Origin of the sequence: Phyllobacterium sp. NPDC097923, assembly GCF_044760925.1 — a bacterium.
Taxonomy (GTDB): domain Bacteria; phylum Pseudomonadota; class Alphaproteobacteria; order Rhizobiales; family Rhizobiaceae; genus Phyllobacterium; species Phyllobacterium calauticae.
In genome coordinates this window covers 231,721-257,453 of the sequence record NZ_JBIWBL010000002.1, presented here as the reverse complement: position 1 = coordinate 257,453, position 25,733 = coordinate 231,721, and the positions used below count along the sequence as shown (strand labels likewise).

27 protein-coding genes are annotated in these 25,733 nt (G+C 57.5%); 15 read left to right on the top strand and 12 right to left on the bottom strand.

Going from position 1 to position 25,733, the window contains the following annotated elements:
- Positions 1-62: 62 nt before the first annotated feature.
- Together ACIQWS_RS13600 and ACIQWS_RS13595 are read left to right on the top strand one after the other, a co-directional pair.
- Complete coding sequence (locus ACIQWS_RS13600) at positions 63-833, top strand: DUF1223 domain-containing protein (RefSeq protein ID WP_403179960.1); 771 nt, start codon at positions 63-65, stop codon at positions 831-833.
- A gap of 395 nt (positions 834-1,228) precedes the next feature.
- Positions 1,229-1,600 carry a DUF2794 domain-containing protein gene (locus ACIQWS_RS13595; protein ID WP_346307062.1) on the top strand — a complete coding sequence of 124 codons (372 nt, stop codon included), beginning with the start codon at positions 1,229-1,231 and terminating at the stop codon, positions 1,598-1,600.
- A gap of 6 nt (positions 1,601-1,606) precedes the next feature.
- Here the strand turns inward: ACIQWS_RS13595 and ACIQWS_RS13590 are convergent, their stop codons facing one another.
- The 4 genes from ACIQWS_RS13590 to ACIQWS_RS13575 all read right to left on the bottom strand — a co-directional run bounded on the left by ACIQWS_RS13590 (position 1,607) and on the right by ACIQWS_RS13575 (position 6,488).
- Entirely contained in the window at positions 1,607-2,155 is a 549-nt protein-coding gene (locus ACIQWS_RS13590; protein ID WP_403179957.1) for a GNAT family N-acetyltransferase, read from the bottom strand.
- Positions 2,156-2,254: 99 nt separating this feature from the next.
- Positions 2,255-3,031: a Bax inhibitor-1/YccA family protein gene (locus ACIQWS_RS13585; RefSeq protein WP_403179952.1), complete on the bottom strand. Its 777-nt coding sequence runs from the start codon at positions 3,029-3,031 to the stop codon at positions 2,255-2,257.
- Between the two features lie 191 nt (positions 3,032-3,222).
- A complete protein-coding gene (locus ACIQWS_RS13580; protein ID WP_403179947.1) occupies positions 3,223-5,787 on the bottom strand; it encodes an ABC transporter permease in 2,565 nt (854 codons plus the stop codon).
- On the bottom strand, positions 5,784-6,488 hold the full coding sequence (locus ACIQWS_RS13575) for an ABC transporter ATP-binding protein (protein WP_403179944.1): 705 nt from the start codon (positions 6,486-6,488) through the stop codon (positions 5,784-5,786). Before ACIQWS_RS13575 ends, ACIQWS_RS13580 begins: the two co-directional genes overlap by 4 nt.
- A 70-nt stretch (positions 6,489-6,558) precedes the next feature.
- Between ACIQWS_RS13575 and ACIQWS_RS13570 the strand changes: the two genes are divergently transcribed.
- Together ACIQWS_RS13570 and thpR are read left to right on the top strand one after the other, a co-directional pair.
- Positions 6,559-7,239 (top strand): arylesterase, encoded by a 681-nt coding sequence (locus ACIQWS_RS13570; protein WP_288191924.1) that lies wholly within the window; start codon positions 6,559-6,561, stop codon positions 7,237-7,239.
- 220 nt (positions 7,240-7,459) lie between these two features.
- Positions 7,460-8,053 carry an RNA 2',3'-cyclic phosphodiesterase gene (gene thpR, locus ACIQWS_RS13565; RefSeq protein WP_105734179.1) on the top strand — a complete coding sequence of 198 codons (594 nt, stop codon included), beginning with the start codon at positions 7,460-7,462 and terminating at the stop codon, positions 8,051-8,053.
- Here thpR and ACIQWS_RS13560 read toward each other — a convergent pair.
- Positions 8,005-8,475, bottom strand: a complete 471-nt coding sequence (locus ACIQWS_RS13560; protein ID WP_403179935.1) for a low molecular weight protein-tyrosine-phosphatase — start codon at positions 8,473-8,475, stop codon at positions 8,005-8,007. The two genes, thpR and ACIQWS_RS13560, sit on opposite strands and share 49 nt — an antisense overlap.
- A gap of 56 nt (positions 8,476-8,531) precedes the next feature.
- On the opposite strand from ACIQWS_RS13560, the gene ACIQWS_RS13555 reads away from it, so the two are divergent.
- The 5 genes from ACIQWS_RS13555 (at position 8,532) to ACIQWS_RS13535 (ending at position 11,883) form a co-directional block, all read left to right on the top strand.
- The gene (locus ACIQWS_RS13555; RefSeq protein WP_346306685.1) at positions 8,532-8,828 is read left to right on the top strand and encodes a 4a-hydroxytetrahydrobiopterin dehydratase; all 297 of its coding nucleotides are present in this window, start codon (positions 8,532-8,534) and stop codon (positions 8,826-8,828) included.
- A gap of 78 nt (positions 8,829-8,906) precedes the next feature.
- The gene (locus tag ACIQWS_RS13550; protein ID WP_346306686.1) at positions 8,907-9,287 is read left to right on the top strand and encodes a YkvA family protein; all 381 of its coding nucleotides are present in this window, start codon (positions 8,907-8,909) and stop codon (positions 9,285-9,287) included.
- 296 nt (positions 9,288-9,583) lie between these two features.
- Positions 9,584-10,087 (top strand): invasion associated locus B family protein, encoded by a 504-nt coding sequence (locus tag ACIQWS_RS13545; protein ID WP_223613917.1) that lies wholly within the window; start codon positions 9,584-9,586, stop codon positions 10,085-10,087.
- A gap of 180 nt (positions 10,088-10,267) precedes the next feature.
- On the top strand, positions 10,268-11,449 hold the full coding sequence (gene rlmN / locus ACIQWS_RS13540; RefSeq protein WP_403181001.1) for a 23S rRNA (adenine(2503)-C(2))-methyltransferase RlmN: 1,182 nt from the start codon (positions 10,268-10,270) through the stop codon (positions 11,447-11,449).
- Positions 11,446-11,883, top strand: coding sequence for a hypothetical protein (locus ACIQWS_RS13535; RefSeq protein ID WP_403179928.1), 438 nt, complete (start codon positions 11,446-11,448; stop codon positions 11,881-11,883). The genes rlmN and ACIQWS_RS13535 overlap by 4 nt, the downstream gene beginning before the upstream one ends.
- 6 nt (positions 11,884-11,889) lie before the next feature.
- Here ACIQWS_RS13535 and ACIQWS_RS13530 read toward each other — a convergent pair whose 3' ends face one another.
- Both ACIQWS_RS13530 and ACIQWS_RS13525 read right to left on the bottom strand, forming a co-directional pair.
- On the bottom strand, positions 11,890-12,531 hold the full coding sequence (locus ACIQWS_RS13530) for a LysE family translocator (RefSeq protein ID WP_346306687.1): 642 nt from the start codon (positions 12,529-12,531) through the stop codon (positions 11,890-11,892).
- A gap of 71 nt (positions 12,532-12,602) precedes the next feature.
- Positions 12,603-13,553, bottom strand: a complete 951-nt coding sequence (locus tag ACIQWS_RS13525; RefSeq protein WP_403179923.1) for a LysR family transcriptional regulator — start codon at positions 13,551-13,553, stop codon at positions 12,603-12,605.
- A 97-nt stretch (positions 13,554-13,650) separates the two neighbouring features.
- Between ACIQWS_RS13525 and tam the strand changes: the two genes are divergently transcribed.
- The 5 genes from tam (at position 13,651) to ACIQWS_RS13500 (ending at position 20,851) form a co-directional block, all read left to right on the top strand.
- Positions 13,651-14,484, top strand: coding sequence for a trans-aconitate 2-methyltransferase (tam, locus tag ACIQWS_RS13520; protein ID WP_403179921.1), 834 nt, complete (start codon positions 13,651-13,653; stop codon positions 14,482-14,484).
- Positions 14,485-14,690: 206 nt separating this feature from the next.
- Positions 14,691-15,482 carry a phosphatase PAP2 family protein gene (locus tag ACIQWS_RS13515; protein WP_403179916.1) on the top strand — a complete coding sequence of 264 codons (792 nt, stop codon included), beginning with the start codon at positions 14,691-14,693 and terminating at the stop codon, positions 15,480-15,482.
- A gap of 111 nt (positions 15,483-15,593) precedes the next feature.
- The gene (locus ACIQWS_RS13510; protein WP_403179910.1) at positions 15,594-17,294 is read left to right on the top strand and encodes an ArnT family glycosyltransferase; all 1,701 of its coding nucleotides are present in this window, start codon (positions 15,594-15,596) and stop codon (positions 17,292-17,294) included.
- Positions 17,295-17,412: 118 nt separating this feature from the next.
- Positions 17,413-18,636: an argininosuccinate synthase gene (locus ACIQWS_RS13505; RefSeq protein ID WP_403179905.1), complete on the top strand. Its 1,224-nt coding sequence runs from the start codon at positions 17,413-17,415 to the stop codon at positions 18,634-18,636.
- A gap of 163 nt (positions 18,637-18,799) precedes the next feature.
- The gene (locus ACIQWS_RS13500) at positions 18,800-20,851 is read left to right on the top strand and encodes a M3 family metallopeptidase (RefSeq protein WP_403179901.1); all 2,052 of its coding nucleotides are present in this window, start codon (positions 18,800-18,802) and stop codon (positions 20,849-20,851) included.
- Between the two features lie 54 nt (positions 20,852-20,905).
- On the opposite strand, the gene ACIQWS_RS13495 is transcribed toward ACIQWS_RS13500, so the two are convergent.
- Together ACIQWS_RS13495 and ACIQWS_RS13490 are read right to left on the bottom strand one after the other, a co-directional pair.
- Complete coding sequence (locus ACIQWS_RS13495) at positions 20,906-21,727, bottom strand: alpha/beta fold hydrolase (RefSeq protein WP_403180998.1); 822 nt, start codon at positions 21,725-21,727, stop codon at positions 20,906-20,908.
- A gap of 182 nt (positions 21,728-21,909) precedes the next feature.
- Positions 21,910-22,332 (bottom strand): organic hydroperoxide resistance protein, encoded by a 423-nt coding sequence (locus tag ACIQWS_RS13490; RefSeq protein WP_403179898.1) that lies wholly within the window; start codon positions 22,330-22,332, stop codon positions 21,910-21,912.
- 160 nt (positions 22,333-22,492) lie between these two features.
- On the opposite strand from ACIQWS_RS13490, the gene ACIQWS_RS13485 reads away from it, so the two are divergent.
- Complete coding sequence (locus ACIQWS_RS13485) at positions 22,493-22,963, top strand: MarR family winged helix-turn-helix transcriptional regulator (RefSeq protein WP_403179894.1); 471 nt, start codon at positions 22,493-22,495, stop codon at positions 22,961-22,963.
- A gap of 16 nt (positions 22,964-22,979) precedes the next feature.
- On the opposite strand, the gene ACIQWS_RS13480 is transcribed toward ACIQWS_RS13485, so the two are convergent.
- The 3 genes from ACIQWS_RS13480 to ACIQWS_RS13470 form a co-directional block, all read right to left on the bottom strand.
- Complete coding sequence (locus ACIQWS_RS13480) at positions 22,980-24,416, bottom strand: HAMP domain-containing sensor histidine kinase (protein ID WP_346306695.1); 1,437 nt, start codon at positions 24,414-24,416, stop codon at positions 22,980-22,982.
- Positions 24,413-25,087, bottom strand: a complete 675-nt coding sequence (locus ACIQWS_RS13475) for a response regulator (protein WP_403179889.1) — start codon at positions 25,085-25,087, stop codon at positions 24,413-24,415. Before ACIQWS_RS13475 ends, ACIQWS_RS13480 begins: the two co-directional genes overlap by 4 nt.
- Positions 25,088-25,204: 117 nt before the next feature.
- Entirely contained in the window at positions 25,205-25,597 is a 393-nt protein-coding gene (locus tag ACIQWS_RS13470) for a hypothetical protein (RefSeq protein ID WP_346306697.1), read from the bottom strand.
- Positions 25,598-25,733 lie beyond the last annotated feature (136 nt).

Genomic DNA, 25,733 nt, shown 5'->3' with positions numbered 1-25,733 from the left:
AATTGTCTGGCAATCGCTCTCATACAAGATCAAAGAAAAATTCGGGAAGAAAGCTCGTACCCTTGACCCTGCGCACCCTGCTCAAAGCCATTCTGATCGCCTGCCCGCTCCTTGCAGCGGCGGGGTTCACGTGGCCGGTTTATGCCGGGAGCATCGGCACGAAACCGGATGGCGTGGTTGAGCTTTATACCTCGCAGGGCTGCGGCTCATGCCCACCTGCCGACGCCGTCCTCAAGCAGCTGGCCGCGGAAGGGAAAGTCGTCGCACTCGCCTTCCATGTTGACTATTGGGATTATCGCGGGTGGGTGGACAATCTTGCGCTGCCCGAAAATACCGCGCGGCAGAATGCCTATCGCAAGGCACTTGGACTGACAGGTGTTTACACACCGCAGGCAATCCTCAATGGCCGCGAGCATGTAAATGGTCAGGACGGCGCTAAAATCCGGCGCCGAATCGATGAGATGCGCAATGGTGATTCTGGCCTGACAATTCCCGTATCGATCGAAAAGACCTCTCCGGATCGCCTGGTCATCAATATTGGTGAGGGGGCCGCCGCAAAAAATCCTGTGCGCGTTCTTCTTGCCTATTTCAACAAGGAAACCATTGTTTCCATACCCGATGGCGAGAACGGCGGGCGCAATGTCAGCTACGCCAACAGCGTCCGCGCAATGGAAACGGTTGGCATGTGGGATGGCAAATCGCAGAAGATCGAAATTCCGCTGACCGAGATTGCCAGCAAGAAGGCTTCCGGCTGCGCTGTCCTGTTGCAGGAAATGCTTGGTGAAGGCAAACCGGGGCCTATCATTGGCGCCTCGATCATGACAAAGCCCTGATTTTAAAGAGCATTTCTGCAGACAAGAAAAAAGGCTGGTAAAACCAGCCTGAAGTCTTGGGGCTTGTTGCCATTGAGAGACTGAATGGTTCGGCCAGAACAGCCCGTCTGGGCGGGGGGCTTGGGGTATCGGGCCGCTCAAGACCGAACCGTCTCAGACAACGGACTGAAGGTGGGTCTGAAATCCGGCGGCAATGCGAGTGTAACATGGCGAAACTGTGGCCAGACATCACCAATGGAAACAGGGCGTATTCCTTTGTGAAAGGCACAGCAGCAGCGACATTTTTGCGTTCAATTGCGCGTGCCCTGACACTTACAGGCTTGTAAATGCGGGCGGAACAAGTCACCCTTCTGTCATCCAGTTGTCATACGGCAAATCTAAGGGCGGATTGATTGATGGACAGCAATGCAGGTGGCGACGAATCGCAACAGCAGGCGAAACTCATTTCACTCTCCGGCGCACGTGATCTCCCCGTTACATTCAATCGGCGGGAACTTGATCAAATCCTCAGAATATACGGCTTCATGGTTTCAGCAGGCGAATGGCGCGATTATGCCATTGATCATCTGAATGACCGGGCTGTGTTTTCAGTGTTTCGCCGGACCAGTGAAGTGCCGATGTTCCGGATCGAGAAAAATCCGCGGCTGGCCCGCAAGCAAGGCGCCTATAGCGTGATTGCCGCGAGCGGTCTTATTCTCAAGCGCGGCACGGAACTCGACAGGGTACTCAGGATCTTCGACAAATCGCTGCAGGTTGTGCGGAGCTAAAGCTGCTCAGCCTCTCAAGGGGGCCGGCCCCGGAAGGGTCGTGGTCCCGCCATTCATGTCAAGCTGCATGAGGACCGTATCCAGCCAGCGGCCATGCTTGAAACCCGATCCTTCAATGGTGCCGCAATGCCTGAAACCGCAACTGGCATGCAGGCGCACCGACGCTGACGCAGCGTGACCATCGCCGATAACAGCGATGAACTGGCGAAATCCAAGCGCTGCGCAATCGACGATCAAGCGTTGAAGCAGGGCTTTGCCCATGCCTTTGCCCTTGGCTTGCGGCGCAATGTAGATCGAATCCTCGACACTCCACCAATAGGCCGGGCGGGTACGGAAATAACTGGCATAGGCGTAGCCGCTCACGATGCCGTCCATCTCTGCCACGCTGTAGGGGAAACCATCACTGGTGATCGTATGGAACCGCTTGGTCATCTCCGCCAGCGCGGGCGGCTCGATCTCGTAGGTGGCCGTACCATGCAGAACCGCATCGCGATAGATTGCGGTGATAGCGGGCAGGTCAGCGGGCTGTGCCGGGCGGATATGAATGCTGGTCATGACCGCAATCGATCGCAAAAATACCGGATGAATGCAATGCCACCAAGAAAAAGGGCAGCGTTTCCGCTGCCCTTTTTCACTCGTTCATAACGTCCAGGATCAGTTGCGGTTGCCGAGGAACTGCAACAGGAACATGAACATGTTGATGAAGTCGAGATAGAGGCGCAACGCACCCATGATCGCCTTGCGGCCATAGGTGTCCGAGCTGTCGCCTTCATAGTACATTTCCTTGATGCTCTGGGTGTCATAGGCCGTCAGACCTGCAAAGACCAGAACGCCGATCGCAGAGATTGCAAACTGCAAAGCACTGGACTGCAGGAAGATGTTGACCAAACCGGCAAGGAGAATGCCGATCAGACCCATGAACAGGAACGAACCCATTCCGGAGAGATCGCGCTTCGTCGTGTAGCCGTAGAGTGACAGCGCACCAAAGGATGCGGCGGTGATGAAGAATGTCTGCACGATGCTTCCCGACGTATAGACAAGGAAGATCGACGACAGAGAAACACCGACGAGCGCTGCATAAACCCAGAAGGTTGTCTGGGCCGCCGAAACGCTCATTTTCTCAATGCGGAAGCTCAAAAAGAACACTGCGGCGAGCGGTGCGAGCATAACAACCCAACGCAGGGGCGAGCCGTAAAGCGCCACGCCAAGGCTGGTCAGCATCTTGCCATTCGGCAATTGAGCGACCGCGAGCGATGCATCATTGGTGGTTGCGAGATAAACAATTGCAAGCGCGGCAAGACCGGTCACTGCGAGACCGATCCCCATCAGATTGTAGACCTTCAGCATGTAGCTGCGTAGACCTTGATCGATCCCCGCGTCCACACGCACTCCGGCCGATGTACGGGCCTGGATGTTGCGATAGTCAGCCATGGTTTTCCTCATTGCTTCGTCCCGTCGGGTGTCGGGGGTTATTCCCAGGCGCCGCTGGCGGGACCCCAGCATGCCTTGCGGTGAATTATGGGGATTCAGCAGGGCGATAACAAGACCTGTTTTACTCAAGATCGCGTGTTTGGCGGGCAAATGCGGGCAAAACGCTCGCATATTACGCTTTTTTAACGATTTCAGAGGTTTCGCAGGATCGGAGCCGCCTTTTGACCAAGGATTCTCCAGGTTCCCGCAAGGCCAAATCCGACGGTGAGAACCAGCGCCAGGACCAGCGTGGAAACCGCCACTTCCGGCTGGAATGATGCAGGCAGCTTCATCACCCGCACAACCACATACCAGGCCGCCAATCCGCCCGCCAGGAGCGCGAAAGTCGCTGTCGCCAGCCCCAGGATGACATATTCGTAGCTGAACGCCTTGATCAGAGTGCGCCGCGTGGCGCCAAGGGTTTTCAGCACCACCGCATCATGCACGCGGGCGCGGTTGCCGGCCGCAAGCGCACCGCCGAGCACAAGGATGGAGGCGATCAGAGCCACCGACGCCGCGGCGCGAATTGCAACCGCAAGCTGTCCGACCAGCTCATTGGCAATGCTAATGGCATCCTTCACCCGCACGGACGTGACGGCAGGAAAAGCCCGGGTCACATCACGCATGACCGTGGCCTCTTCCTGTGTTGTCGCAGAGGGATCGGTGAGCGTGGCAAGCCAGGCATGCGGGGCACCGGCAAAAGCATTGGGCGAGAACACCATGACGAAATTGATCGCAAGCGATTCCCACTCCACTTGCCGGAAATTGGCAATGCGCGCCGTGATATTGCGGCCGAGCGCATTGACGGTGACCGTATCGCCAAGCTTGAGGCCAAGGTTACGCGCCTCCTCGGCCGAGAAGGACACGAGCGGCTCGCCGGTGTAACCCTCCGGCCACCAGGCACCCGCCGTCAGCACCGAGTTTTCCGGTATTTTCTTGGCGTAGGTAATACCGCGATCCCCACGCAACACCCATGCCCCTTCCGGCGGTATGGTCAGCTTGCCGACATCCGTGCCGTTGAACGCAACGATGCGGCCGCGCAGCATTGGCGCGCTGACAATCTTGCCCTGCGGCGCAGCCTTCTGCAGAAGGCTGGTGAACTGGTCGACCTGCGTGCTCTGGATATCGACAAAGAAAAAGTTCGGTGCCCGTTCCGGCAGGTTGCCGGCGAGCTGCTGGCGCAAGCTGCCATCGATCAGCGCCAGCGTCACCAGCAGTGTCAGCCCCAATCCGAGCGACAGGACGACCGACGGCGTCAACGCGCCGGGCCGATGAATATTGCCGATGGCAAGGCGAAGCGCCGTGGAGCGAACCCGCGGCGCACGGCGCGCCAGCCACTGCACGAGACTGGAGACAGCGCGTAGCACAAGGAACGAAAAAGCGACCGCTCCGATGAATGTGACGGCAATACGCCGGTCATAGGCGAACACCACCGCCAGGACGCAAAGCGTGGCGACAAGAACAGCCGCCACCGCGATATAGACAGGTTTTGGCCAACCACGCTGATCGAAACCCTGTTCGCGGAACAAGGCCGTCGCCGGAATATCGCGTGCCCGGCCCAGGGGCAGGATGGCAAACGCCAATGTGGTCAACAGGCCGAACAGTGCGGCCCAGGCCAGTGCACCCGGATAAAAGCCGCCCTTGGCCGCAATGGGCAGCACGCTCTGCAGGGCGTACCCTGCGACATAGGGAATGATTGCAGCCAGGATCAAGCCGGCAGCGATACCGAGCAGGGCAATCAGCACGATCTGAATGAGATAAACGGCGATAACAAACCAGCCCGGCGCACCCAGCGACTTGAACGTGGCAATGACACCGCGTTTTGCGTCGAGATAAGCCCGGACCGCATTGGCCACGCCGACACCGCCAACGATCAGTGCCGTCAACCCGACCAATGTCAGAAACTGCGAGAACCGCTCGACATTGGCACTCAGCGACGGAGCGGCATTGGAGCGGCTGCGGATGGTCCAGCCGGCCTGTGGGAATTTTTCCTGCGCTTCATTGCGAATGCTTGCAATGTCTGCCTCGCCGGCACCTGCCGGCAGGGCAATCTTGTAGCTGTGTTCGACCAGACTGCCCGGTTGAACCAGGCCCGCGGCGCGCAACCCCTCAAGCGAGACAAGAAAACGCGGTGCAAACCCAAAACCGTCCGACAATACATCCGGCTCGTTGTCGATTACCGCCCGCAATTCGAATGTGGCGGAGCCAAGCAAGACCCGGTCACCGAGCTTCAGATTGAGCCGGTCGAGAAAAATCTGGGCAACGGCAGCGCCAAATGCACCATCCTTTTCGGCAAAGAGAGCACCTTTATCCAGCTTCGGCGCGGTATCCAGCGATCCGTAAAGCGGATAGGCATTGTCGACGGCTTTCACCTCCACCAGAGACTGATCGGAACCATCGGCCAGCCGGGCCATGGAACGCATGTTGGCAGCGACCGCGACACGGCCCTTGCTTTCAACAAAGGCACGTTCTTCCGCATTGACCTCGCGCTGATTGAGCTGAAAGCGGATATCTCCGCCAAGTATGCCCTGCCCTTGCGTGGAAATGCCCGACGTGACCGAATTGGCCACCGAATTGACGCCGCCAATTGCAGCTACGCCCAGCGCAATGCAGGCAAGAAAAATATAGAATCCCGATAGACCATTGCGCATTTCGCGCAATGCGAAACGCAGGGCCAGCTTGAGCGACGGCGATGCAGTAGAACCGTTGACACTCATGCGGTTTTCTTCAGTTGCGGGGCATCTGCATCCGCCTCGATCAGCCCTGAACGGACTTTGATCTCGCGATCGCAGCGGGCCGAAAGCGCCGGATCATGGGTCACAAGCACCAGGGTGAGACCGAGATCCTTCTGCTTCTGGAAGAGCAGATCGGCGATCTGCCGGCCAGTCGTCGTATCAAGATTACCGGTTGGCTCATCGGCGATAAGGATTTTCGGTGAAGGCGCAAGGGCACGGGCGATGGCCACGCGCTGCTGTTCACCGCCGGACAGTTCGCCGGGATAGTGGGTGACCCGGTCCGCCAGGCCGACCGCGGCCAGCTCACGCCGAGCGATCTCAAAAGCGTCGGGATGCCCCGCCAACTCCAGCGGAACAGCAACATTTTCCAGCGCAGTCATGTTGGGAATGAGGTGGAAGGACTGAAAAACGATCCCTATGTTCTTGCCGCGAAAGGCTGCCGTTGCATCCTCGCTCATCGTCTCCAGCTTTTGCCCGGCAATCTCGACGGAGCCGGAATCGATCCGCTCAAGTCCGGCCAGCACCATCAGCAAGGTCGACTTTCCTGAGCCCGAAGGCCCGACGATGCCCACCGATTGCCCGCCGACGATGGCAAGGGATATGCCCTTGAGCACATGCACCGAGGAAGCACCCGTCCCAAGAGTCAACTCAATGTGATCGAGTGTGATGACAGATTTAGTCACGAATGCAGATCCTTTACGCTATGGTCGACACTGACTTAAGTCGCATCCGGTCAGATATGGGTACCCGAACATGATATTCAAACCATTGATAAAGATCGTTGTGTCGCTCGGCCTTGTTGCCCTGCCCTCTCTGACCTTGGCCAATCAAAATCCCGTGTCCGGCCACGCTCTCTCCGTTGTCGGGTTCGGCGACAGCCTGATGTCCGGCTTCGAACTTCCCGTGCAGGATTCCTTCACCGCGCAGCTGGAAAAGTCCTTGAAAGACAAGGGCGTCGAGATTTCGATCGCCAATGCCGGTGTCGCCGGAGATACCACAACCGGTGGCCTTGCACGCCTTGATTGGTCCGTCCCGGATGGCACCGATCTCGTCATCCTCGAGCTGGGTGCCAATGACGCCTTGCGCGGCATCTCGCCGGAGATCAGCGAAAAGAATCTGGCCGAGATGATCGAGAAGCTGCAGAAGCGCAAAATTCAGGTGATACTCGCCGGGATGCTTGCTCCGCCGAACATGGGCGGCGACTACGAAGAGAAATTCAACGCGATCTTCCCTGATCTCGCCAAGAAATACGATGTTCCGCTTTATCCGTTCTTCATGGAGGGTATTGCGACACAGGCCTCGCTGCTGCAGGCAGATGGAATGCACCCGACCACCCAAGGCGTTGCGGTCATGGTGAAGGGGTTCCTTCCCATCATGCAGAAGACCATCAAACAGCCAACGGTTACCTCGGATACATCCGACACCGAGCAGTGAGGCTTTCTCTGTAGAGCCCTTGGGCAAGACAGGCCCAGGGCCTATTTGATCATCCCGATGCCCTTAACCTCAAGGGCAAGCTATCCACATTGTTGTCATCTTCACACCACATCTTGCGTGTCTTATTTGTCGCGGCGCAAAAGAATGTGAAATTGTGCCTTGCTCTTGGACTCATTCAATGATTCCCTGAGGTTACAACTCGATTCGGGGAGGATGCCTTATGCCGCGTCTCTTTACTGCCCTCGAGATCCCGAGGGACGCCGCTCTCTCACTGTCGCTCCTGCGCGGTGGTTTACCAGGCGCCCGATGGATCGATGTTGAAAACTATCACATCACGCTGCGCTTCATCGGTGATGTCGAAGGCCACGTGGCCGACGAGGTCGCCAACGCGCTTGATCGGATAAGGCGGCCGGAATTCACCCTGCAGCTTTCGGGCGTCAACGCATTCGGGTCCAAGAAACCCCACAGCGTATTTGCCGCCGTTTCGCCCTCCCCCGATATTCAGGCGTTGCATGCGGAAATCGAGCGCATTTGCCAGCGGTTGATGCTGCCGGCCGATCCGCGGAAATTCACGCCGCATGTCACGCTGGCGCGCTTGCGCAATGCCCGCAACGAAGAAGTGGCGCACTATCTCGCCTCGCGCGGCAACTTTTCCACCATGCCCTTCACCATCGGGCGCTTTGTCCTGATGTCATCACGCGATTCCGTCGGCGGCGGCCCCTATATCGTCGAGGAAGCATGGCCGCTGGAATCGGCACGCACCTATCAGAAACGCTTCGAGAGGCCTTTGGAGGCCTTGAGAACCATCCGATAAACCCGTTCGAAATCAGCCTGGGTGCCGTAGTAGGGATCGGGTATCTGACTGGCTTCGCCAAGTGCGATTTCACTGAAGAGCCCGGTCTCGGCGGTCGCATTGGCGGGCTGCCGGGCTTGGATGGCTGCGACGTTGGCGCGGTCCATGCCAAGGATCAGATCAAAACTCACGAAATCCTCGGCCTTTAGCTGCCGGCAACGCTGGTCTGAGATATCGATCCCGTGTTGCCTGGCCGCCAGGATGGAACGCTCATCGGGCGCCTCGCCCGTGTGATAGCCATTGGTTCCGGCGGAATCGATATGGATGCCCCGGTCTTTTCCTTCTTCTGCAAGTACGGACCGGAACACACCTTCCGCCAGCGGCGACCGGCAGATATTGCCCAGACAAACAAAAAGGACAGAGCGAAGTGGATGGGTTTTCATGGGCCGTTGCACTATAGTTGGAAGCAAAGCAATGACCGTATATGAGGAAACACAGCATGGCGCGCAACCGGTTAAATCTCAGCGAACTCGACAAGGCATTGCAGGAACTGACCGGCTGGTCCAGGACCGGTGACCGCGAGGCAATCAGCAAATCATTCAAATTCAAGGATTTCAACGCGGCATTCGGCTTTATGGCCCGTGTCGCTCTCATTGCCGAAAAGATGGACCATCATCCCGAATGGTTCAACGTCTACAATCGCGTTGACGTCACTCTTGCCACCCACGACGCCGATGGCATCACCGAACTTGATATTACAATGGCCCGGGCGATGGACCGTTTCGCCGCCCTTTGACGATAATATCGACGAAACTCTTGCAGCAACAGGCGTGTCTTCCCATGTTGTCTCCTGAACAGACCTGAAGGAAGAGGAATGGATAACGTCAAGATTGGTGAAATTCTGCAGCCGGGCAGCACGTATGAACAGCGTGCCCGCGAGGAAACCGTGCGCGCCCGGTTCTGGAAAACTGCACGCAAGGCCGCCAAGTCCATCCCCTTTCTCGACGAGGTGATTGCCGGGTATTACTGTGCCTTGGATCCCGCAACTCCGACATGGGTTCGCGGTACGCTTCTTGCTGCGCTTGCCTACTTTGTCATGCCGTTCGACATTATTCCCGATTTTATTGTTGGCCTTGGCTTTACCGACGACGCAGCGGTGCTGATGGCTGCACTGAATGCCATTCGCAACCATGTGACACCAGCGCATCGTGAGGCGGCAAAGAAAGCAATCGAGGATCTGGACAAGGACAACTAGGATATCGGGCGGCAAGTCTGGAGAATCTGGAACCGTTACCAGCCGTTTTTGCATCACATCCGCGTGATGGGATGAATTGTCAAAGTGTCGCCGCTTTTATTCCGCTGGAGTGCAACCGTGGGATTTTGCACGGACAACGTGATCTTCTCGCTGACAAAATCGCTTTTTTGACCCCGTCTTCACCGTTTGGTAACCCAGATTAAGTCAAATTAAGAGAAAGCGAACTGGACAGTGGGGCCTGGCGGCTCTTGCCGGTTCGTCAGTTATGAAATGAACGATAAAAACTGGTAGGTAACATGTTTGGAAAATCAATCGCAGCGACCTCTGTGCTCATGCTTGGGCTGACAGGGACGGCTCTTGCCCAGACCCCAAGTCAGATCAGCCAGTTCAACGCATGGGGCGCCTATAGCTACCAGCAGGGCAAGGGCAAGGTTTGCTATGTCCTGTCCGTACCGGTCGACAAGCAGCCCGCAAAGATTGATCACGGCGACAATTTCTTCATGGTCAGCCAGAAGCCCGGCCAGAACGTCAGCTTCGAACCGCAATTCAAGGCCGGGTACGACCTCCAGGTCAATTCGAAGGTGACGGTCACCATCGATTCACGCAGCTTCTCCATGTTCACCAATGGCAGCCATGGCTGGATGGAAAACGCAGCGGAAGAACCCCAGCTTGTGGCGGCGCTGCGTACCGGCCATACCATGTCCATCGCCGCGGTCTCCAAGCGCGGGACAAAGACCAGCTACACCTATTCGCTCAAGGGCGTATCGGCGGCGCTCAAAGCCATCGCCACCTGCAAGTAAACCGCCTCAATCTTCTCCTTTTGCAGAGGCCGGACAGCATGTGTCCGGCCTTTTTGCTTGTGGAGGTGACGGAACGGCCAGAACATGATATGAGCCGCGCTTCACTAGAGAACGTTAGAAAACCCAATGTCCGTTTTGCCTGAGACACAATCCTTCGCCCGGGAGAAATCCCGTGATGCCATGCTTGCCGCCATGAATGGCAAGCCGACACTGATCGGCCTGTCCCGCACCGAGATGGGCGAGGCTTTGGCCGAAATCGGCGTGGCCGAGCGTCAGGTCAAGATGCGCGTCGCCCAGCTCTGGCACTGGCTCTATGTCCGCGGTGTGTCGGATTTTGCCGATATGCTCAACATTTCCCGCGATATGCGCGAGCTCCTCGACCGGCATTTCACCATTGCCCGGCCTGAAATCGTCGAGGAACAAATCTCCACTGACGGCACGCGCAAATGGCTGTTTCGCTTTCCGCCGCGCGGTGCCGGCCGGCCGGTCGAGATCGAAACCGTTTATATTCCCGAGGAAGGCCGTGGCACGCTGTGCATTTCCAGCCAGGTCGGCTGCACGCTCACATGCTCCTTCTGCCATACGGGCACACAGAAACTGGTACGCAACCTGACGGCGGAAGAAATTCTCTCGCAGTTGCTGATTGCCCGTGACCGGCTCGGCGATTTTCCGGACCGGAACACACCGGACGGTGCCATTGTTCCCGCCGAAGGCCGCAAGGTCTCCAATATCGTCATGATGGGCATGGGCGAACCGCTCTACAATTTCGAGAACGTCAAGAAGGCACTGCTGATTGCCTCCGACGGTGACGGCCTGTCTCTGTCGAAGCGGCGCATCACGCTGTCGACATCGGGCGTCGTGCCGGAGATTTACCGCACCGGTGAGGAAATCGGCGTCATGCTTGCCATTTCCCTGCATGCGGTGAACGATGACCTGCGCGATATGCTGGTGCCGATCAACAAGAAGTATCCGCTCAAGGAACTGTTGGATGCCTGCCGGGCCTATCCAAGCCTGTCCAACTCCAAGCGCATTACTTTCGAATATGTGATGCTCAGGGGCGTGAACGACTCGCTGGCTGATGCCAAGGAATTGGTGCGCATGCTGAAAGGCATTCCCGCCAAGATCAATCTCATTCCTTTCAACCCCTGGCCTGGCGTCAATTACCAGTGCTCGGAATGGGAGCAGATCGAGAAATTCGCTGATTACGTCAACAATGCCGGTTATGCTTCACCCATCCGCACCCCACGAGGCCGCGATATTCTGGCGGCATGCGGTCAGCTGAAGTCGGAATCGGAACGAATGAAGAAGACAGAGCGTTTGGCATTTGAGGCTGCCATGATCGCCGGGCACGGTGAAGATTGAGCCAGATCGCCTTCTATATCTTCCGCTTTGCCCTGATCGTTTTCGGTTTCGTTTGCGCGACCTTCGCCGCATCGTTGTTTCTCAACCTTCTCTGGCTCGGCAGCACGGAAGCCATCGGAAGCGAAGGCCCATTCCTGTATTCCACGGTTCCGATCTTTGCCACGATGATTGGCTACAGCGTCTTCATTCCCGCCTGCATCCTCATCTTGTTTGCTGAACTGACCGCGTGGCGGGACCTGTTGTTCTACGCCCTTGGCGGCGCAGCGACCGCCGTTGTCATCATCGTCTGGAAGTGGCGGCCACAGACCGAAGACATCGACACATTCGCGGCCATCCTCGCCACCGGCGTTGTCGGGGGCTTTGTCTACTGGCTTGTTTCCGGGCGAAGCGCCGGGCTGGTGATGCCCCCGCGCTCCGGTGGCCCCACCGTATAGAGGCGCCTACTTCGCCTGAGCCATCAGGATTTTTGTCGCAAAGGCCGAAAACACCCCGGCAAACAGCCAATCGGTCACCCGCGTAACCGTCGGGTTCTTCTTGAGAAGACCCGCAAACCGGTCAGCCGCAAGAATCATCGGCGTTACCACCGGCAAAGACAGCGGGATGAACAGCAGGCCGAGGAAGAAAAGCTTGCCCGGCGCATGCGGATCGCTCGCTGACACGAACTGCGGCAGAAAAGTCATGAAGAACAGGATGATCTTAGGATTGAGCAAGTTGATGCCTATCCCGGTCAGCCAGTTCTGGAACAATGTGTGCGACTGGCCGCTCTTCTTTTCCGGAGAAAAGGCTGATCCCTTGCGGATAGCCTGAAAGGCGAGCCACACGAGATAACCCGCGCCAACGACTTTCAGCGCAAGGAATGCGGATGGCGATGCGATAATCAACGCGGAAAGGCCCAGTGCAACCATTGTTGTATGCACCACAATCCCGCAATTGGCACCGGACAGACAGGCAAACCCGGCCGCCTTTCCCTCGGAAAGAGCCCGCCCCACGAAAAGCGTCATATCGGGACCCGGGGTGATCGAAAGAACAAAGGTTGCAATCGCGAACTGCAGGATAATCGGCCATTCGGGAATGAAGGTCATGGGAGGCTCCGTCGAAAAACTGGGGGAAGCTAACGCGGAACCGTCCTTTTGGCCACCCGATTCTGAGGGGCCTAGCGATTTCCCCGATCCGCCGCGGCATCAGCCAGATTCGCCGCGCGCATTTCTGCTGTCATGCGCTGCACGAGACCGCGAAATTGCGCGAGCGCCGGCGCCGGATGCGTCTGCCGCATGGCCAGAAGCAACGGGGCCATCAGTTTGGAACTGCCCGCAACCGCCCGATAGGCGATATCGTCGCCGCCAAGGCGCCGCATCGATGCGGGCACGAGGGAAATACCGAATCCTGCAGCCACCAGGCTCAGTGTTGCGGTCAAGCGCGGTGCCTCCTGCGCCACAACCGGACTGAACCCAGCCTCCCGGCATGCGGTCAGAATGGTGTCATAAAGGCCCGGCCCCGCGGTGCGGCGATAGAGAATGAAGGGTTCGGTGGCCAATTCTGTCAGCAGCAGCCGCGAGGCAGTATCCCGCGCCAGCCTATGCCCCACCGGCAGCGCGACGAGCATCGGTTCCTCCAGCACGGCATCGATCCGCAGGCCCGGCGTCCGTCCGACGGGAGAGCGAATGAAGGCTGCGTCGAGCCGTTCATGCATGAGCGCGTCCACCAGTTCTGCCGTGCCGGCTTCTTCCAGCACGACGGAAAGTTTCGGCAGGCTCTCATGAAAAGCCCGCAACGCTTTCGGCACGAAAGGATGCAGGGCAGCAGAGCTTGTGAAGCCGATGGCCAGACGGCCCTGTTCGCCGCGTGCCGCCCGGTGAACCATATCGGCAACGCCATTGGCACGCTCCAGAATGATCTTGGCTTCATCGAGCAGCACTTTTCCGGCCTCGGTGGGACGAACGCCGCGCGGCATGCGGTGCATCAGGAGTACACCCAGTTCCGTCTCCAGCCCCTGCAGGAGCCGCGTCAAGGGCGGCTGCTGGATGCCCAACCGCTCGGCAGCCCGCGTCACATGGCCTTCCTCTGCCAAGACAACAAAAGCGCGAAGACGCCGCAGATCGATCATCACCATACCTTAAAAGTATTGAAATTGTAAAAAGCATGCATTGGAAATCATAAGGCAGAAAGCCTATTCTGCCAATGCACCGCTTTGGGGCCAAGCGATGCACCATGACTTGCCCCTATCGTCCCCGCCTATCCGGCGGGCAACAAAAAGGAAACCCGTTGTGAGCTGGTCAGCCGAACAATATGTGAAATTTGAAGATGAGCGGACACGTCCAGTCCGCGATCTCCTGGCAGCGGTACCCGGCGTATACGCCAGATCCGTGATTGATATTGGTTGCGGCCCCGGCAATTCCACAGAAGTCCTCATTGCCCGTTTTCCCAGGGCAGTCGCAACCGGAATGGACAGCTCCGAGGATATGGTCAAAGCAGCCCGCAAACGGCTTCCTGAAATCCGCTTCGACGTTGCCGATATCGCACGATGGGATGCAGAGGGACCCTATGATGTCATTCTTGCCAATGCGGTGCTGCAATGGCTTCCGGACCACGCCGCCCTGTTGCCGGCCCTTGTCAGCAAACTGGCCGTAGACGGCAGCCTCGCAATCCAGATTCCGAATAATCTTGATGAACCCACACACCGTCTGATGCGGGAAATAGCCGCTGACGGCCCATGGGCTGCCAAACTGGCAGAATCGGCGGGGCAAAGGTCACCGCGGCAGAGCGCAGAGTGGTATTACCGAATCCTGCGGCCGATCGCGTCCAGGGTTGATATCTGGCAAACCACTTACCACCACCCGCTTGCCGGAGGAGCTGCAGCCGTGGTCGAATGGTTCAAAGGAACGGGCCTGCGGCCATATCTGGACCCGCTCAATGAAACCGAACGGGCGTCCTATCTCAAACGGTATACGGACGCGGTTGCGGAAGCTTATCCGGCGCTGCCTGACGGCACGGTTTTGCTGCCTTTCCCGCGGCTTTTCATAGTAGCTACCCGCTAAGGCGGCATTCACGCCCTATCTGAGGCACGGATTTTCCATACTCATGGCGGCCCAATGGCCGCTATTTGCATTTAGGACATCAAAATACTGACATTGCGCGGCCTTAATTAAATACTTTTCTGCAGTCACTGGAAAAATATGCTCTGTAATGACACTGCAATCATCGCAAGCCAGAACAGGCAAGTTTTTCAGCCTTTGAGAGCCGCATGGTCTATTACCGAACAACATCTGCTTCATGCGGTAAAGCGCTCTATGGCTTCGGCGTTTGGAGCCAGCCGGCTCTTGCGATCAGCCTTATCCTCGTGTGGGCGGCCCTGGCCATCCTGTTTAACCGCGCACCTGAGATCGACAAGGCCGTTTCGTCGTTTTTCTTCCTGAGTTCTGACTGCATCGCCACTGCGACCGCAAAAATTTGCGGGGATTTTCCTGCTGCATCGGTTCCGCTTTTCAAGACGCTGCGGCGTGTCTTCTATGCCCTGCCCATCGTGGCCGCTTCGGTGGTCGTCACCATCGCGCTGCGCGATGTTGCCTCCGGTCTCCGCTGGAATCACGAGCGCATTCGCATATCAATCGTATCGCTTCTTACGCTGGCCATTGGCCCCGGTCTGTTGGTCAACGCATTCATGAAGGAGTTCATCGGACGTCCACGGCCCGCCAACACATGGCTTTTCGGCGGGGAGCAGCCCTTCGTGGCGGCGGCTGAATGGTCGCACGTCTGCCAGCACAATTGCTCCTTTATTTCCGGGGAAGCTGCCGGGATAGCATGGCTTGTCTGCCTTTTGCCCTTGTGGCCCCATCAGACAAGGAAAAAGCTCGTGTGGCCCATCGCTGCTATCATCATAACCACCGATTTCCTTCGCGTTGCTTTTGGCCGGCACTATCTCTCCGACGTCGTCCTCGGATCTCTTTCAACCGTGATTGTCTTCTGCGTGCTGACCACGATTTGCGAGTCATGGACGGCGCATTGGCGTGGCACATCCAAACAGAGAATCAAGTAACCGCTGAAACCGCATAGTACGTCCCTGTTGAAGACATAAATTTTTATTGGCGCTACTGTTCGTTCGGGTTATTAAAACTGAGGGGACAACAACAAGCGCGACAATCAGACGATGCTTCAGAAGAATCCAAGCCTGAGCATTTCGGACGATGCGGTGGATTCGGCTGCAAGCCGGCGCATTGTGCTCATGTTGGCCTTGGCCCTGATCGTCAGCCTTCTCCCGCTTGCCAGCAACCTCATCACGCACTTTCCCGACGAACGCCATTACTCCAATGGTGCTGTCATCATGCTGCACACCGGCGATTACCTGACACCGCATACGGCCGAGGGCGATGTCCGGCTGAAAAAGCCGCCGCTCACATACTGGATGAGCGCAGCTGGCATGAAAGTCTTCGGGATCTCCGTGCTCGGATCGCGCTTCCTGTGGCTGATCGCCGGGGCGGCCACGCTGCTGATCACGTTCTGCCTGGCCCGCACTATCACGCGCAATGACCGGACGGCATTGCTTGCAGCTTCGCTTCTGGCAACAAATGCCGTCTTCCTGCGCGCCTGTGTCAACGCCATTCCTGACATGCCTCTGACCATGTTCATGCTCATCGGCATGCTCGGCTTTGTCGGCCTTCTCTTCCGTGATGACCATCACCACGTCTATGGCATTCTTGCCTATGCGGGTACGGGATTGGCTATTCTGGCCAAGGGCCTCCTTCCCGTGGCAATGCTCGGCTACATCCTTATCTATTGCATGGCCGTGCCGGCGCTGCGGCAGCGCAGCCGTCGCCTGTGGCAGCCCCTGACAATCGCCGCGTGCCTCGGCATCGTCGGCATCTGGTTCATCTATCAGTCTCTGCACACACCAAGCATGCTTTCGGCCGATTTCGTTGCCGACCAGATTTCAGACAAGATCAATGTCAATCCGGATATCATCGCCATGGGATTGATCCACAGCTTCGCCGGCCTCATCGGTCCGACATTTGTCTGGCTGGGGTTGCTTTTCTATGGCGCGCGGAAAGCGGGACTGAGACTGGAGAGGGATTCACTCAACGGCATAGCCCCCTTTTTCCTCGGCTGGATCATTGCCGTCTCGATTATTTTTTCCCTCAATAGCCTTCCCTCTCACCGTTACGTCATTCCCGTTATACCGCTGCTTTGCGTGCTTCTTGCCTGCGGGTTCCAGGAAGTGACAGATCCCCGCTTCGAAAAATTGGTCCGGCAGGTCTTGCGCATCATCATCCTGTTTGCAGCCATCCCTATCGCCGGCGTATTCCTAGTGGGGATGCAATTGCTGCCGCTGCTATATGTGGCAGGATTGGCAGCCGGGATCGCAGGCGTCATGACGACGCTGTGGGTCGTTAACGCCCGCCTGAAAATGCATGGTCTGGCGGCCTCCGCCGCCGTGCTTGCCATGGCCAGCACATTAGCCGTTACCCCCGTTGCAAAGGCCCTTCTCGTGCCTGATATCGGCAAGCCGCTCGCGGCCAGGATCAACACATTGCATCTCCCGGAGAACCAAGTCCTCTTCGTCGGACCCGTGCTGGACGCTGCGAAAATCCGGCTTCACGCCAATTTTGATGCACAATTCAGGCAAACGACCGTGTTTCCACCTGCAGAGATTGATCCAGGCGTGAAAGTCGTTCTTTCGACCGACAAGCACATTGCAGATGCATTGGCACAACGAGGTTTTGCCGTGGAAGAGGTTACAGCCGGCTGGCGGCGCATTCACATGCAGGATTTCATTTCCGCGCTGAAAACAGGCACGTTGCAGGAGGCCCGTGAGCGATATGGCGAGCGCGGTTACGTGGCTATCCGCAGCTGATTTCCCCGTGCAGGTCCGCTGCAGCCAACGCCGATCTTGCCAACATCCCCTCACCTGATAAAAGAACCTCCATCTTCACCAAACGACAGCGAGACTGCACAGCGGTCAGGGAAACAGAATGAACAAGTGGAAAGACGTCAAGAAAGTCGTGCTGGCCTATTCCGGCGGTCTCGATACATCGATTATCCTCAAATGGTTGCAAACGGAACTGGGCGCGGAAGTCGTTACCTTCACTGCCGATCTCGGCCAGGGCGAAGAGCTGGAACCAGCGCGTAAGAAAGCCGAAATGCTTGGCATCAAGGAAATTTATATCGAAGATGTGCGTGAAGAATTCGTGCGCGACTTCGTGTTCCCGATGTTCCGTGCCAATGCCGTCTATGAAGGCGTCTATTTGCTCGGCACGTCCATTGCGCGGCCGCTGATTTCGAAGCATCTTGTTGAGATTGCCGCCCGCACCGGAGCCGATGCCATCGCCCATGGTGCAACCGGCAAGGGCAATGACCAGGTTCGTTTCGAGCTTTCCGCCTATGCGCTGAACCCTGACATCAAGGTGATCGCACCATGGCGTGACTGGACTTTCAAGTCACGCACAGACCTCCTGGAATTCGCCCGCGAACATCAGATTCCGATCGCCAAGGACAAGCTCGGCGAAGCCCCCTTCTCCGTCGATGCCAACCTTCTGCACTCCTCGTCCGAGGGCAAGGTTCTGGAAGATCCGTGGCAGGAAGCCCCCGAATATGTGCACCAGCGCACCATTTCGCCGATGGATGCACCCGACAAAGTCACAGAAATCGAGATCGCTTTCGAAAAGGGCGACGCCGTCGCTATCGATGGCAAACCGCTTTCGCCGGCAACATTGCTGAAAACGCTCAACGATCTCGGCCGCGACAACGGTATCGGTCGCCTTGATCTGGTCGAGAACCGTTTCGTTGGCATGAAATCGCGCGGCGTTTACGAAACCCCCGGCGGCACGATCCTTCTCGCTGCCCATCGCGCCATGGAGTCGATCACGCTGGATCGCGGTGCGGCGCACCTCAAGGATGAGTTCATGCCACGCTATGCGGAGCTGATCTATAATGGCTTCTGGTATTCGCCGGAACGCGAAATGCTGCAGGCCATGATTGACAAGAGCCAGGAAGATGTGGAGGGCGTCGTCCGCCTGAAGCTGTACAAGGGCAATGTCATGATATCCGGTCGCAAGTCGAAAAAGTCACTTTATTCCGATGCGCTCGTGACTTTCGAGGATGATCGCGGCGCCTATGATCAGAAGGACGCGGCGGGCTTTATCCGCCTCAACGCCCTGCGCCTGCGCACGCTGGCTGCCCGCAAGCGCAACAGCTGATCCTGCAAATATCGACTGAGAACGGGGCGCAAGCTCCGTTTTTTGTTGGCTGACCATTGGATATACATTCGTGCCGCGCTTTCTGGGTCTGCCGACTTGTGATCACTCGGTTGCGCGCTTAGATGTTAAAGCCAGAGTTCATCAGCCATGACGGAGCCTTCCCATGTCCTCACAGAAACCAGCCATCAATCCCGCACTGACGGACTGGACCGGACCGCTCGGACTTCCCGACTTCACTGCTTTCACCGACGACGATTTTGCCCCGGCCTTCGAGGCGGCACTTGCGGCCGATCTTGCCGATGTTGACGCGATCATCAACCATCACGAGGCACCGACCATCGACAATACGCTGAAGGCCTTGCAGCTATCCGGCGAAGGTCTCAACCGCGTCTCTTCCATTTTCTGGATGCGGGCCGGGGCCAATACCAACGACACTATTCAGGCGTTGGAGCGCGTCATCGCGCCCAAGATGTCCCGCCACTATTCGTCCATCATGATGAACCCGCAGCTGTTTGCCCGCATCGACTCGCTCTATGAACAACGCGATTTCCTCGGCCTTGACGCAGAAACGGATCGGGTTCTTGAGAAGACATGGAAAGGCTTCGTACGCAGCGGCGCGCGGCTGGATGAGCAAGGCAAAGCACGTCTTGCAGACATCAATGAGAAACTTGCGGGATTTGGCGCACAGTTTGGTCAGAATGTCCTGAAGGATGAAGCCGACTGGGCGCTTTTCATCACCGATGAAGCGCAGATGAAAGGCCTGCCGGACTTCGTGCGTGCTGCCATGCGCGGTGCTGCCGAGGAGCGCGATCGGCCGGACGCCTGGGCTGTCACCCTTTCGCGTTCGATCATCGAGCCTTTCCTGTCCTTCTCTGAAGACCGCAGCCTGCGGGAAAAGGCGTTTCGCGCCTGGGCCGCGCGCGGCGAGAACGGCGGAGCAAGCGACAACCGCGCAATCGTCGCCGAGATGGTGGCGCTGCGTGCAGAAAAGGCCAAGCTGCTCGGATATCACAGTTTTGCCGCCTACAAGCTGGACGACACCATGGCCAAGACACCGAAGGCCGTCATGGACCTGCTCGAACCGGTGTGGGACAAGGCGCGCAACCGCGCTGCCGAAGAAGAGATTGATCTGGAACGCCTGATCGCCGCCGAGGGGCGCAACCACAAGGTTGCTCCATGGGATTGGCGGTTCTACGCGGAGAAGCTGCGCAATGAGCGCTTTGCGTTCGACGAGGCGGAACTGAAACCATACCTGCAGCTGGAAAAGATCATCGAGGCTTGTTTCGACGTGGCAACGCGGCTCTTTGGCATCCGCTTTGAAGAGAAGGCCGGCATTGCGACCTGGCATCCCGATGTGCGGGTGTGGGAGGTCCAGAATCCGGATGGTAGCCGCCGCGGCGTTTTTCTGGGGGATTATTTCAACCGTCAATCCAAACGTTCCGGCGCCTGGATGAGCGCATTGCAATCGCAGCACAAGCTCGACGGCGGCCAGACGCCGATCATCTACAACGTGATGAATTTCGCCAAACCGCCGAAGGGTGAGCCCGCACTCCTTTCATTGGACGGGGCACGCACTCTCTTCCACGAGTTCGGCCATGCTTTGCACGGCCTATTGTCCGACGTGACGTGGCCGGCCGTGTCGGGCACATCGGTTTCGCGTGACTTTGTTGAACTGCCTTCGCAGCTTTACGAACATTGGCTGACTGTGCCCGCAGTTCTGGAAAAATATGCGATCCACTACCGCACTGGCGAGGCGATGCCCAAGGCACTCCTCGACAAGGTGCTGGCTGCCAACACCTTCAATGCAGGGTTCAACACGGTAGAATTCACCTCGTCGGCGCTGGTCGACATGGCTTTCCATGCGGACGGCACACCACCCACCGACCCGATCCAGTTCGAGGCTGACACGCTGAAAAGTTTGTCCATGCCCGACGCGATCATCATGCGTCATCGCACGCCGCACTTTACGCACGTCTTCTCCGGCGACGGCTATTCCGCCGGGTATTATTCCTACATGTGGTCGGAAGTGCTGGATGCCGATGCGTTCAAGGCATTCGAGGAAACCGGCGACGTGTTCAATACCGACCTCGCCAAGAAGCTCAAGCAATATATCTATTCGGCTGGCGGCAGCCGCGACCCGGAAGAGCTCTACAAGGCTTTCCGCGGCAAGATGCCAACACCCGATGCGATGATCGAGAAGCGCGGTCTTGCCTGATCCAAGTAAAAGCCCGCCGCGCTGAAAACACGGCGGGTTTTTCACATCAGCGGATCATGCCTTGGCGAAAGCCAACAGGTCCTTGTTGAGCTGATCCTTGTGGGTCGTTGCCAGACCGTGCGGAGCGCCCGGATAAATCGTAAGCTTCGAACCCTTGACCAGTGTCGTGGCGATTTTGGCCGAGTCATCGATCGGCACAATCTGATCATCGTCGCCGTGGACGAACAGGGTCGGAACGTCGAACTTCTTCAGATCTTCGGTGAAATCAGTCTCCGAAAATGCCTTGATGCAATCGAGTTCGTTCTTCAAACCACCCTGCATACCCTGAGCCCAGAAGGCATCGCGTACACCCTGCGAGACCTTGGCGCCGGGACGATTGGCTCCGTAAAACGGCGCTGTCAAATCCTTGAAGAACTGCGAGCGGTCCGCAGTCACACCGGCGCGAATGCCATCGAACACTTCCATCGGCAGGCCCCCGGGATTGGCGGCGGTCTTCAGCATCAACGGCGGAACGGCCCCAACCAGTACGGCCTTGGCAACACGCTTGGTGCCGTGGCGGCCGATATAGCGGGCGACTTCACCACCGCCCGTGGAATGACCGACCATGATGGCGTCCTTCAGATCAAGCTTCTCGAAGAGTTCAGCCAGATCGTCCGCATAGGTGTCCATGTCGTTGCCATTCCAGGGCTGACTGGACCGACCATGACCGCGACGGTCATGGGCAATGGCGCGGTAGCCATTGGAGGCGAGGAAGACCATCTGGTCTTCCCATGCATCGGCATTGAGCGGCCAGCCATGACTGAATACGACAGGCTGTCCCTTGCCCCAGTCCTTGAAATAAATCTCGGTTCCATCCTCGGTGATAAACGTGCTCATGGTCTTGTGCCCTTTCGCGGCTTCCTTGGATTTGGTTTTGCTGATCTGGTTTGCTGCGTCTGCGTCGCCGACCTTGAGGCTGACAGCCGCGACGAGTGCCGCCGTCGCTGTCAGGAAGGAACGGCGTGATGTCAGTCCGGTCTTGCTCATGGTCTTCATCTCTGTTGCAACGCCGGAGCGTCTCAGTTGATCGAGATACGAACGTTCAGATTGCTGCGGGTGGCTTCAGAATAGGGACAAACGATGTGGGCACCATCAACGATCTCACGGGCGGTGGCGGCCTCGATTCCCGGCAGCGATACGGCCAGAGCCACATCAAGGCCAAAACCCTTGCCATCGTCGCGCGGACCGATACCTACGGTTGCCGTGACCGATGTATCATCGGCGAGCTTGATCTTCTTCTGCGCGGCAACAAACTTCATTGCGCCGATAAAGCAGGCGGAATAGCCCGCAGCAAAGAGCTGCTCCGGATTGGTGCCTTCGGCGCCGTTGCCGCCCAGTTCCTTCGGCGTCGATAGCGTCACCTTAAGGCGGCCATCTTCACTCGATGCAGTGCCGTCACGTCCGCCTGTTGCTGTCGCTTTGGTTGTGTAAAGAATGCTCATCATAGGCTCCTTTGGTTGAGTTGGGTTGTTCGATGCATATTAAATTGCACACAATTAAATTGTACGCAATATGAAATTGCATATGATTACGAAAAATTAAATGATGCGCAATTTAATTGCCTTGTGTATTGTATGCAGGAATAAAAATGGAGTGATGACGATGGAGAAGACAGGCGCAAACGATCAGGAATCCCTCCTTAGCTTGGAGAACTTCCTGTGCTTTGCCATCTATTCCACGGCCAATGCGGTGACGCGGGCCTATCAGCCCCGTCTCGCGGCGCTGGGCCTGACTTATCCGCAATATCTTGTCATGGTTGTCCTCTGGGAAGAGGAAAACCAGACCGTCAAGGCAATCGGCGAGAAGCTCAGCCTGGACTCGGGCACGCTCACGCCGTTGCTTAAGCGCCTGGAAACGGCTGGTCTGATCACACGCCGCCGTGACACGGTGGACGAAAGGCAGGTCTTGATTGGCTTGACCGCAGACGGGCGCGCAATGCGCGCACGCGCTGAGGCAGTACCGGTCGCCATGGGCAAGGCTTTCGGCTGTACCATGGACGAAGCAAAGTCGCTGCGATCGGAACTGATCGTCATGCGGGACAATCTGATTGAAAGCATTGAAGAGGTGAAGTAGCCATCCGGCTATTGTCTCAGGCCGACTTGTAGAGGGGCAATTGCAGGCGGATTCGGGCTCCGCGCCATGGCCCGGTCAGTATGTCAACGCGACCGCCGTGCAGCCGCGCAATCTGCCGCGTCAGGTTAAGACCAAGACCGGCGCCGCTGGAACGCGGCCGCAAGCGATAAAACGGTTCGAACACGTGTTCATGCTCTTCCTCGGGAATACCCGGTCCTTCATCGCGAACCTCAATGCCACCCGCTTGGTCCACGAGTACGGTGATTGTTCCCGTCCCGTCGCTATGTTCGATGGCATTGCGGATAAGGTTGGCCACGGCTTGTTCGATTTGCAGGGCATTGACCTGTGCGCGGACGCTTTTGGGTGCCGGTTCGAATGAAAGATCGTAACCGGCGGCAATCGCCAATGGCGCGAAGTCAGCCACGATCTGCCCCGTCAATTCGACCAGATCGACAACTTCACCCGGCCCCACCGGCTGGTCGAGCAATTGCCGGTCGAGCAATTGCTGCGCCAGATGAGAGAGACGCTCAATGTCCTGCAGCAAACGGGCGCTTTGCGGATCCTCTGTCAGCAGCTCGGCGCGTGTACGCAGAATCGCAATAGGAGTCCGCAACTCATGCGCTGCGTCCGTCAGGAAGCGATTGTGCTGATCATAACCCTGGCCAAGGCGTGCGAGCGCGTGGTTGAAGGCTTGGACCAGCGGTGTGATTTCCGACGGAACCTGTTCGATCGGCAGTTGCATGGCGCGGTTGTTGATGTCGATACGTCCGGCCTGGCTGGCGATGGCAACCAGACCGGCCAGAGAGCGGCGCACCACCGCCGGCGTTGTCACCAGCGTCGTCACGCCCATGACAATGATGATGGGCAGAAGCAATGCGATGATGACGATGATGAGAACAGGAATAACCCTGATCCAGGCTGTGGTTCCATCCGGATTGCGCGCCATATCGACCTGCATGTCGATATTGACTTCCAGCCCCTCGTTCTCATCCCGCGATGCACGGGTTGAGGTAATGACCTGTATCGGTCCCGCCTTGGTATCAATCTTCGAAACCACCGCTTCGGGCCGAAGATCACCCTCTCGAAAACCGAGCGTCGCATGATCCACGGCTTTCAGGAGGTCACTGGTATCATTGCCATAACCGACGGGAACGTCACCGCGTTGGACAGCCTGACCATTCGCGTCGCGTGCTATGTACCAAAGTTTGGGAAATTCCTGCAGAAAGGTCTTCAGCTCTTCCGTCTCATGGACGATCAGTTTGCCATCGGCATCCCTGTCGATTGCGCTCTTCAGAATAGCAACCGCCGCCTCATTGTCGATGAGCAGCCGCGGATTGGCCACCCACAACACCAATGTGAACAGGCCGATAAAGATGAGCAATGTCGCCGCCTGCAGCAAAATGAGCCTGCGTACCAGAACCCATTGCAACGAGCGCGGGCGGATTTTCTTCATACAATTGCCCGTAACAGATAGCCGAGATTGCGTATAGCCCGTATCTCGACACCTGCCGACACATCTTCCAGTTTGCGTCTCAGCCGCGATACATGTGCATCAAGCGCGTTAGACCCGATTTCATCGTCCATGGCATAGACGGATTCCTCAAGTGTCGCACGCAGGACTGTCCGGCCGGGGCGGCGGATCAGCGTCTCAAGCACCAATCGTTCGCGCCGCGGCAACTCCAGCGGCTGATCTTCTATCAGCGCCTCCCGGTGGCGAAAATCATAGGTAAGGCGCCCGACAACCGCTTGTTCCGCGCGCAGCGTGAACGGACGCCGATGCAACGCCCGCAACCGGGCCATCAGCTCTTCCGTTGCGAAGGGCTTCACCATGTAATCATCGGCCCCAGCATCAAGCCCGGCAACACGATCATTCAGGCTGCTCATGGCGGTCAGCACGATGACCGGGGCATCGACATGCAGCGCTCGCAGTCGTGGGATCAGACTGAGGCCTTCGCCATCAGGCAATCTCCGGTCCAGCACGACAGCATCATAAGGGCCAAATTTTGCCATGGCCTCGGCGTCGGCCAATGTCGATACATGATCGACGACCACATCGCGACGCTCCAGCGCGGCCTTCAGGACCGAAGCCATTTCCGGCTCGTCCTCAAGCAGCAAGATGCGCATTTGAATTCTCCGTTCGTAGAAAGTCGGCAGCAATGCCGATTGTGGCGGTCAAATCTCTACCATGCCTCGCAAGTAAAAGCAGTGTCGCTCACTCCGCACGGCCGCCGGCGAGGATGCTTACTCACACTCCAGTTTTGGCTTACGGAAGTTGGTGATGTACCAGCGGCCGCCCGACGACCGCGCATAGAACGTATAGAAGCACTCCTTCTGCTCGACATAGCTTGGCGTTTCCGTTTCGATATATCGCCTGCCATGCCTTGTATCGCGAACTTCACCAGTGGATGTGCCGGATACGGCATTGGTCGATATCTTGCGCCACTGGTACGCGCGCTCGCCTGGCCCCAGATCGAGGACTTCGGTCGGTGGCCCGTAGTCGATAACCACGGACTCCAGCGGCTGCCCGATATAATTCTTCATGATATCAGACGCACACCCGGTCAGAACCGCTGCAGCCAGTACGAAACCGGCTCCGATTGCCCGCTTGCAATTACGAGCATTGCGTGTCGACATGTGGAAGATTCCCATCAAAAATATTCATGAGCGGCAACTAGGCTGCGAAGATTGCACCGACATTACCGGAGGGTTGCGGGGGCTGACCGCTGCTTCACAATTCATTGCAGGGCGTATCAGCTATCGGAAAATTTCG

Bases quoted from the DNA above. Each gene is read 5' to 3' on its own strand.
- ACIQWS_RS13595 (WP_346307062.1), top strand. From the start codon at position 1,229: ATGGACAGCAATGCAGGTGGCGACGAATCGCAACAGCAGGCGAAACTC.
- ACIQWS_RS13525 (WP_403179923.1), bottom strand. From the start codon at position 13,553: ATGATCGATCTGCGGCGTCTTCGCGCTTTTGTTGTCTTGGCAGAGGAA.
- ACIQWS_RS13530 (WP_346306687.1), bottom strand. From the start codon at position 12,531: ATGACCTTCATTCCCGAATGGCCGATTATCCTGCAGTTCGCGATTGCA.
- ACIQWS_RS13570 (WP_288191924.1), top strand. From the start codon at position 6,559: ATGATATTCAAACCATTGATAAAGATCGTTGTGTCGCTCGGCCTTGTT.
- ACIQWS_RS13470 (WP_346306697.1), bottom strand. From the start codon at position 25,597: ATGTCGACACGCAATGCTCGTAATTGCAAGCGGGCAATCGGAGCCGGT.
- ACIQWS_RS13555 (WP_346306685.1), top strand. From the start codon at position 8,532: ATGGCGCGCAACCGGTTAAATCTCAGCGAACTCGACAAGGCATTGCAG.
- ACIQWS_RS13590 (WP_403179957.1), bottom strand. From the start codon at position 2,155: ATGACCAGCATTCATATCCGCCCGGCACAGCCCGCTGACCTGCCCGCT.
- rlmN (WP_403181001.1), top strand. From the start codon at position 10,268: ATGCTTGCCGCCATGAATGGCAAGCCGACACTGATCGGCCTGTCCCGC.
- thpR (WP_105734179.1), top strand. From the start codon at position 7,460: ATGCCGCGTCTCTTTACTGCCCTCGAGATCCCGAGGGACGCCGCTCTC.
- ACIQWS_RS13510 (WP_403179910.1), top strand. From the start codon at position 15,594: ATGCTTCAGAAGAATCCAAGCCTGAGCATTTCGGACGATGCGGTGGAT.
- ACIQWS_RS13505 (WP_403179905.1), top strand. From the start codon at position 17,413: ATGAACAAGTGGAAAGACGTCAAGAAAGTCGTGCTGGCCTATTCCGGC.
- ACIQWS_RS13495 (WP_403180998.1), bottom strand. From the start codon at position 21,727: ATGAGCACGTTTATCACCGAGGATGGAACCGAGATTTATTTCAAGGAC.
- ACIQWS_RS13475 (WP_403179889.1), bottom strand. From the start codon at position 25,087: ATGCGCATCTTGCTGCTTGAGGACGAGCCGGAAATGGCTTCGGTCCTG.
- ACIQWS_RS13550 (WP_346306686.1), top strand. From the start codon at position 8,907: ATGGATAACGTCAAGATTGGTGAAATTCTGCAGCCGGGCAGCACGTAT.
- tam (WP_403179921.1), top strand. From the start codon at position 13,651: ATGCACCATGACTTGCCCCTATCGTCCCCGCCTATCCGGCGGGCAACA.
- ACIQWS_RS13585 (WP_403179952.1), bottom strand. From the start codon at position 3,031: ATGGCTGACTATCGCAACATCCAGGCCCGTACATCGGCCGGAGTGCGT.
- ACIQWS_RS13580 (WP_403179947.1), bottom strand. From the start codon at position 5,787: ATGAGTGTCAACGGTTCTACTGCATCGCCGTCGCTCAAGCTGGCCCTG.
- ACIQWS_RS13480 (WP_346306695.1), bottom strand. From the start codon at position 24,416: ATGAAGAAAATCCGCCCGCGCTCGTTGCAATGGGTTCTGGTACGCAGG.
- ACIQWS_RS13545 (WP_223613917.1), top strand. From the start codon at position 9,584: ATGTTTGGAAAATCAATCGCAGCGACCTCTGTGCTCATGCTTGGGCTG.
- ACIQWS_RS13485 (WP_403179894.1), top strand. From the start codon at position 22,493: ATGGAGAAGACAGGCGCAAACGATCAGGAATCCCTCCTTAGCTTGGAG.
- ACIQWS_RS13490 (WP_403179898.1), bottom strand. From the start codon at position 22,332: ATGAGCATTCTTTACACAACCAAAGCGACAGCAACAGGCGGACGTGAC.
- ACIQWS_RS13515 (WP_403179916.1), top strand. From the start codon at position 14,691: ATGGTCTATTACCGAACAACATCTGCTTCATGCGGTAAAGCGCTCTAT.
- ACIQWS_RS13500 (WP_403179901.1), top strand. From the start codon at position 18,800: ATGTCCTCACAGAAACCAGCCATCAATCCCGCACTGACGGACTGGACC.
- ACIQWS_RS13560 (WP_403179935.1), bottom strand. From the start codon at position 8,475: ATGAAAACCCATCCACTTCGCTCTGTCCTTTTTGTTTGTCTGGGCAAT.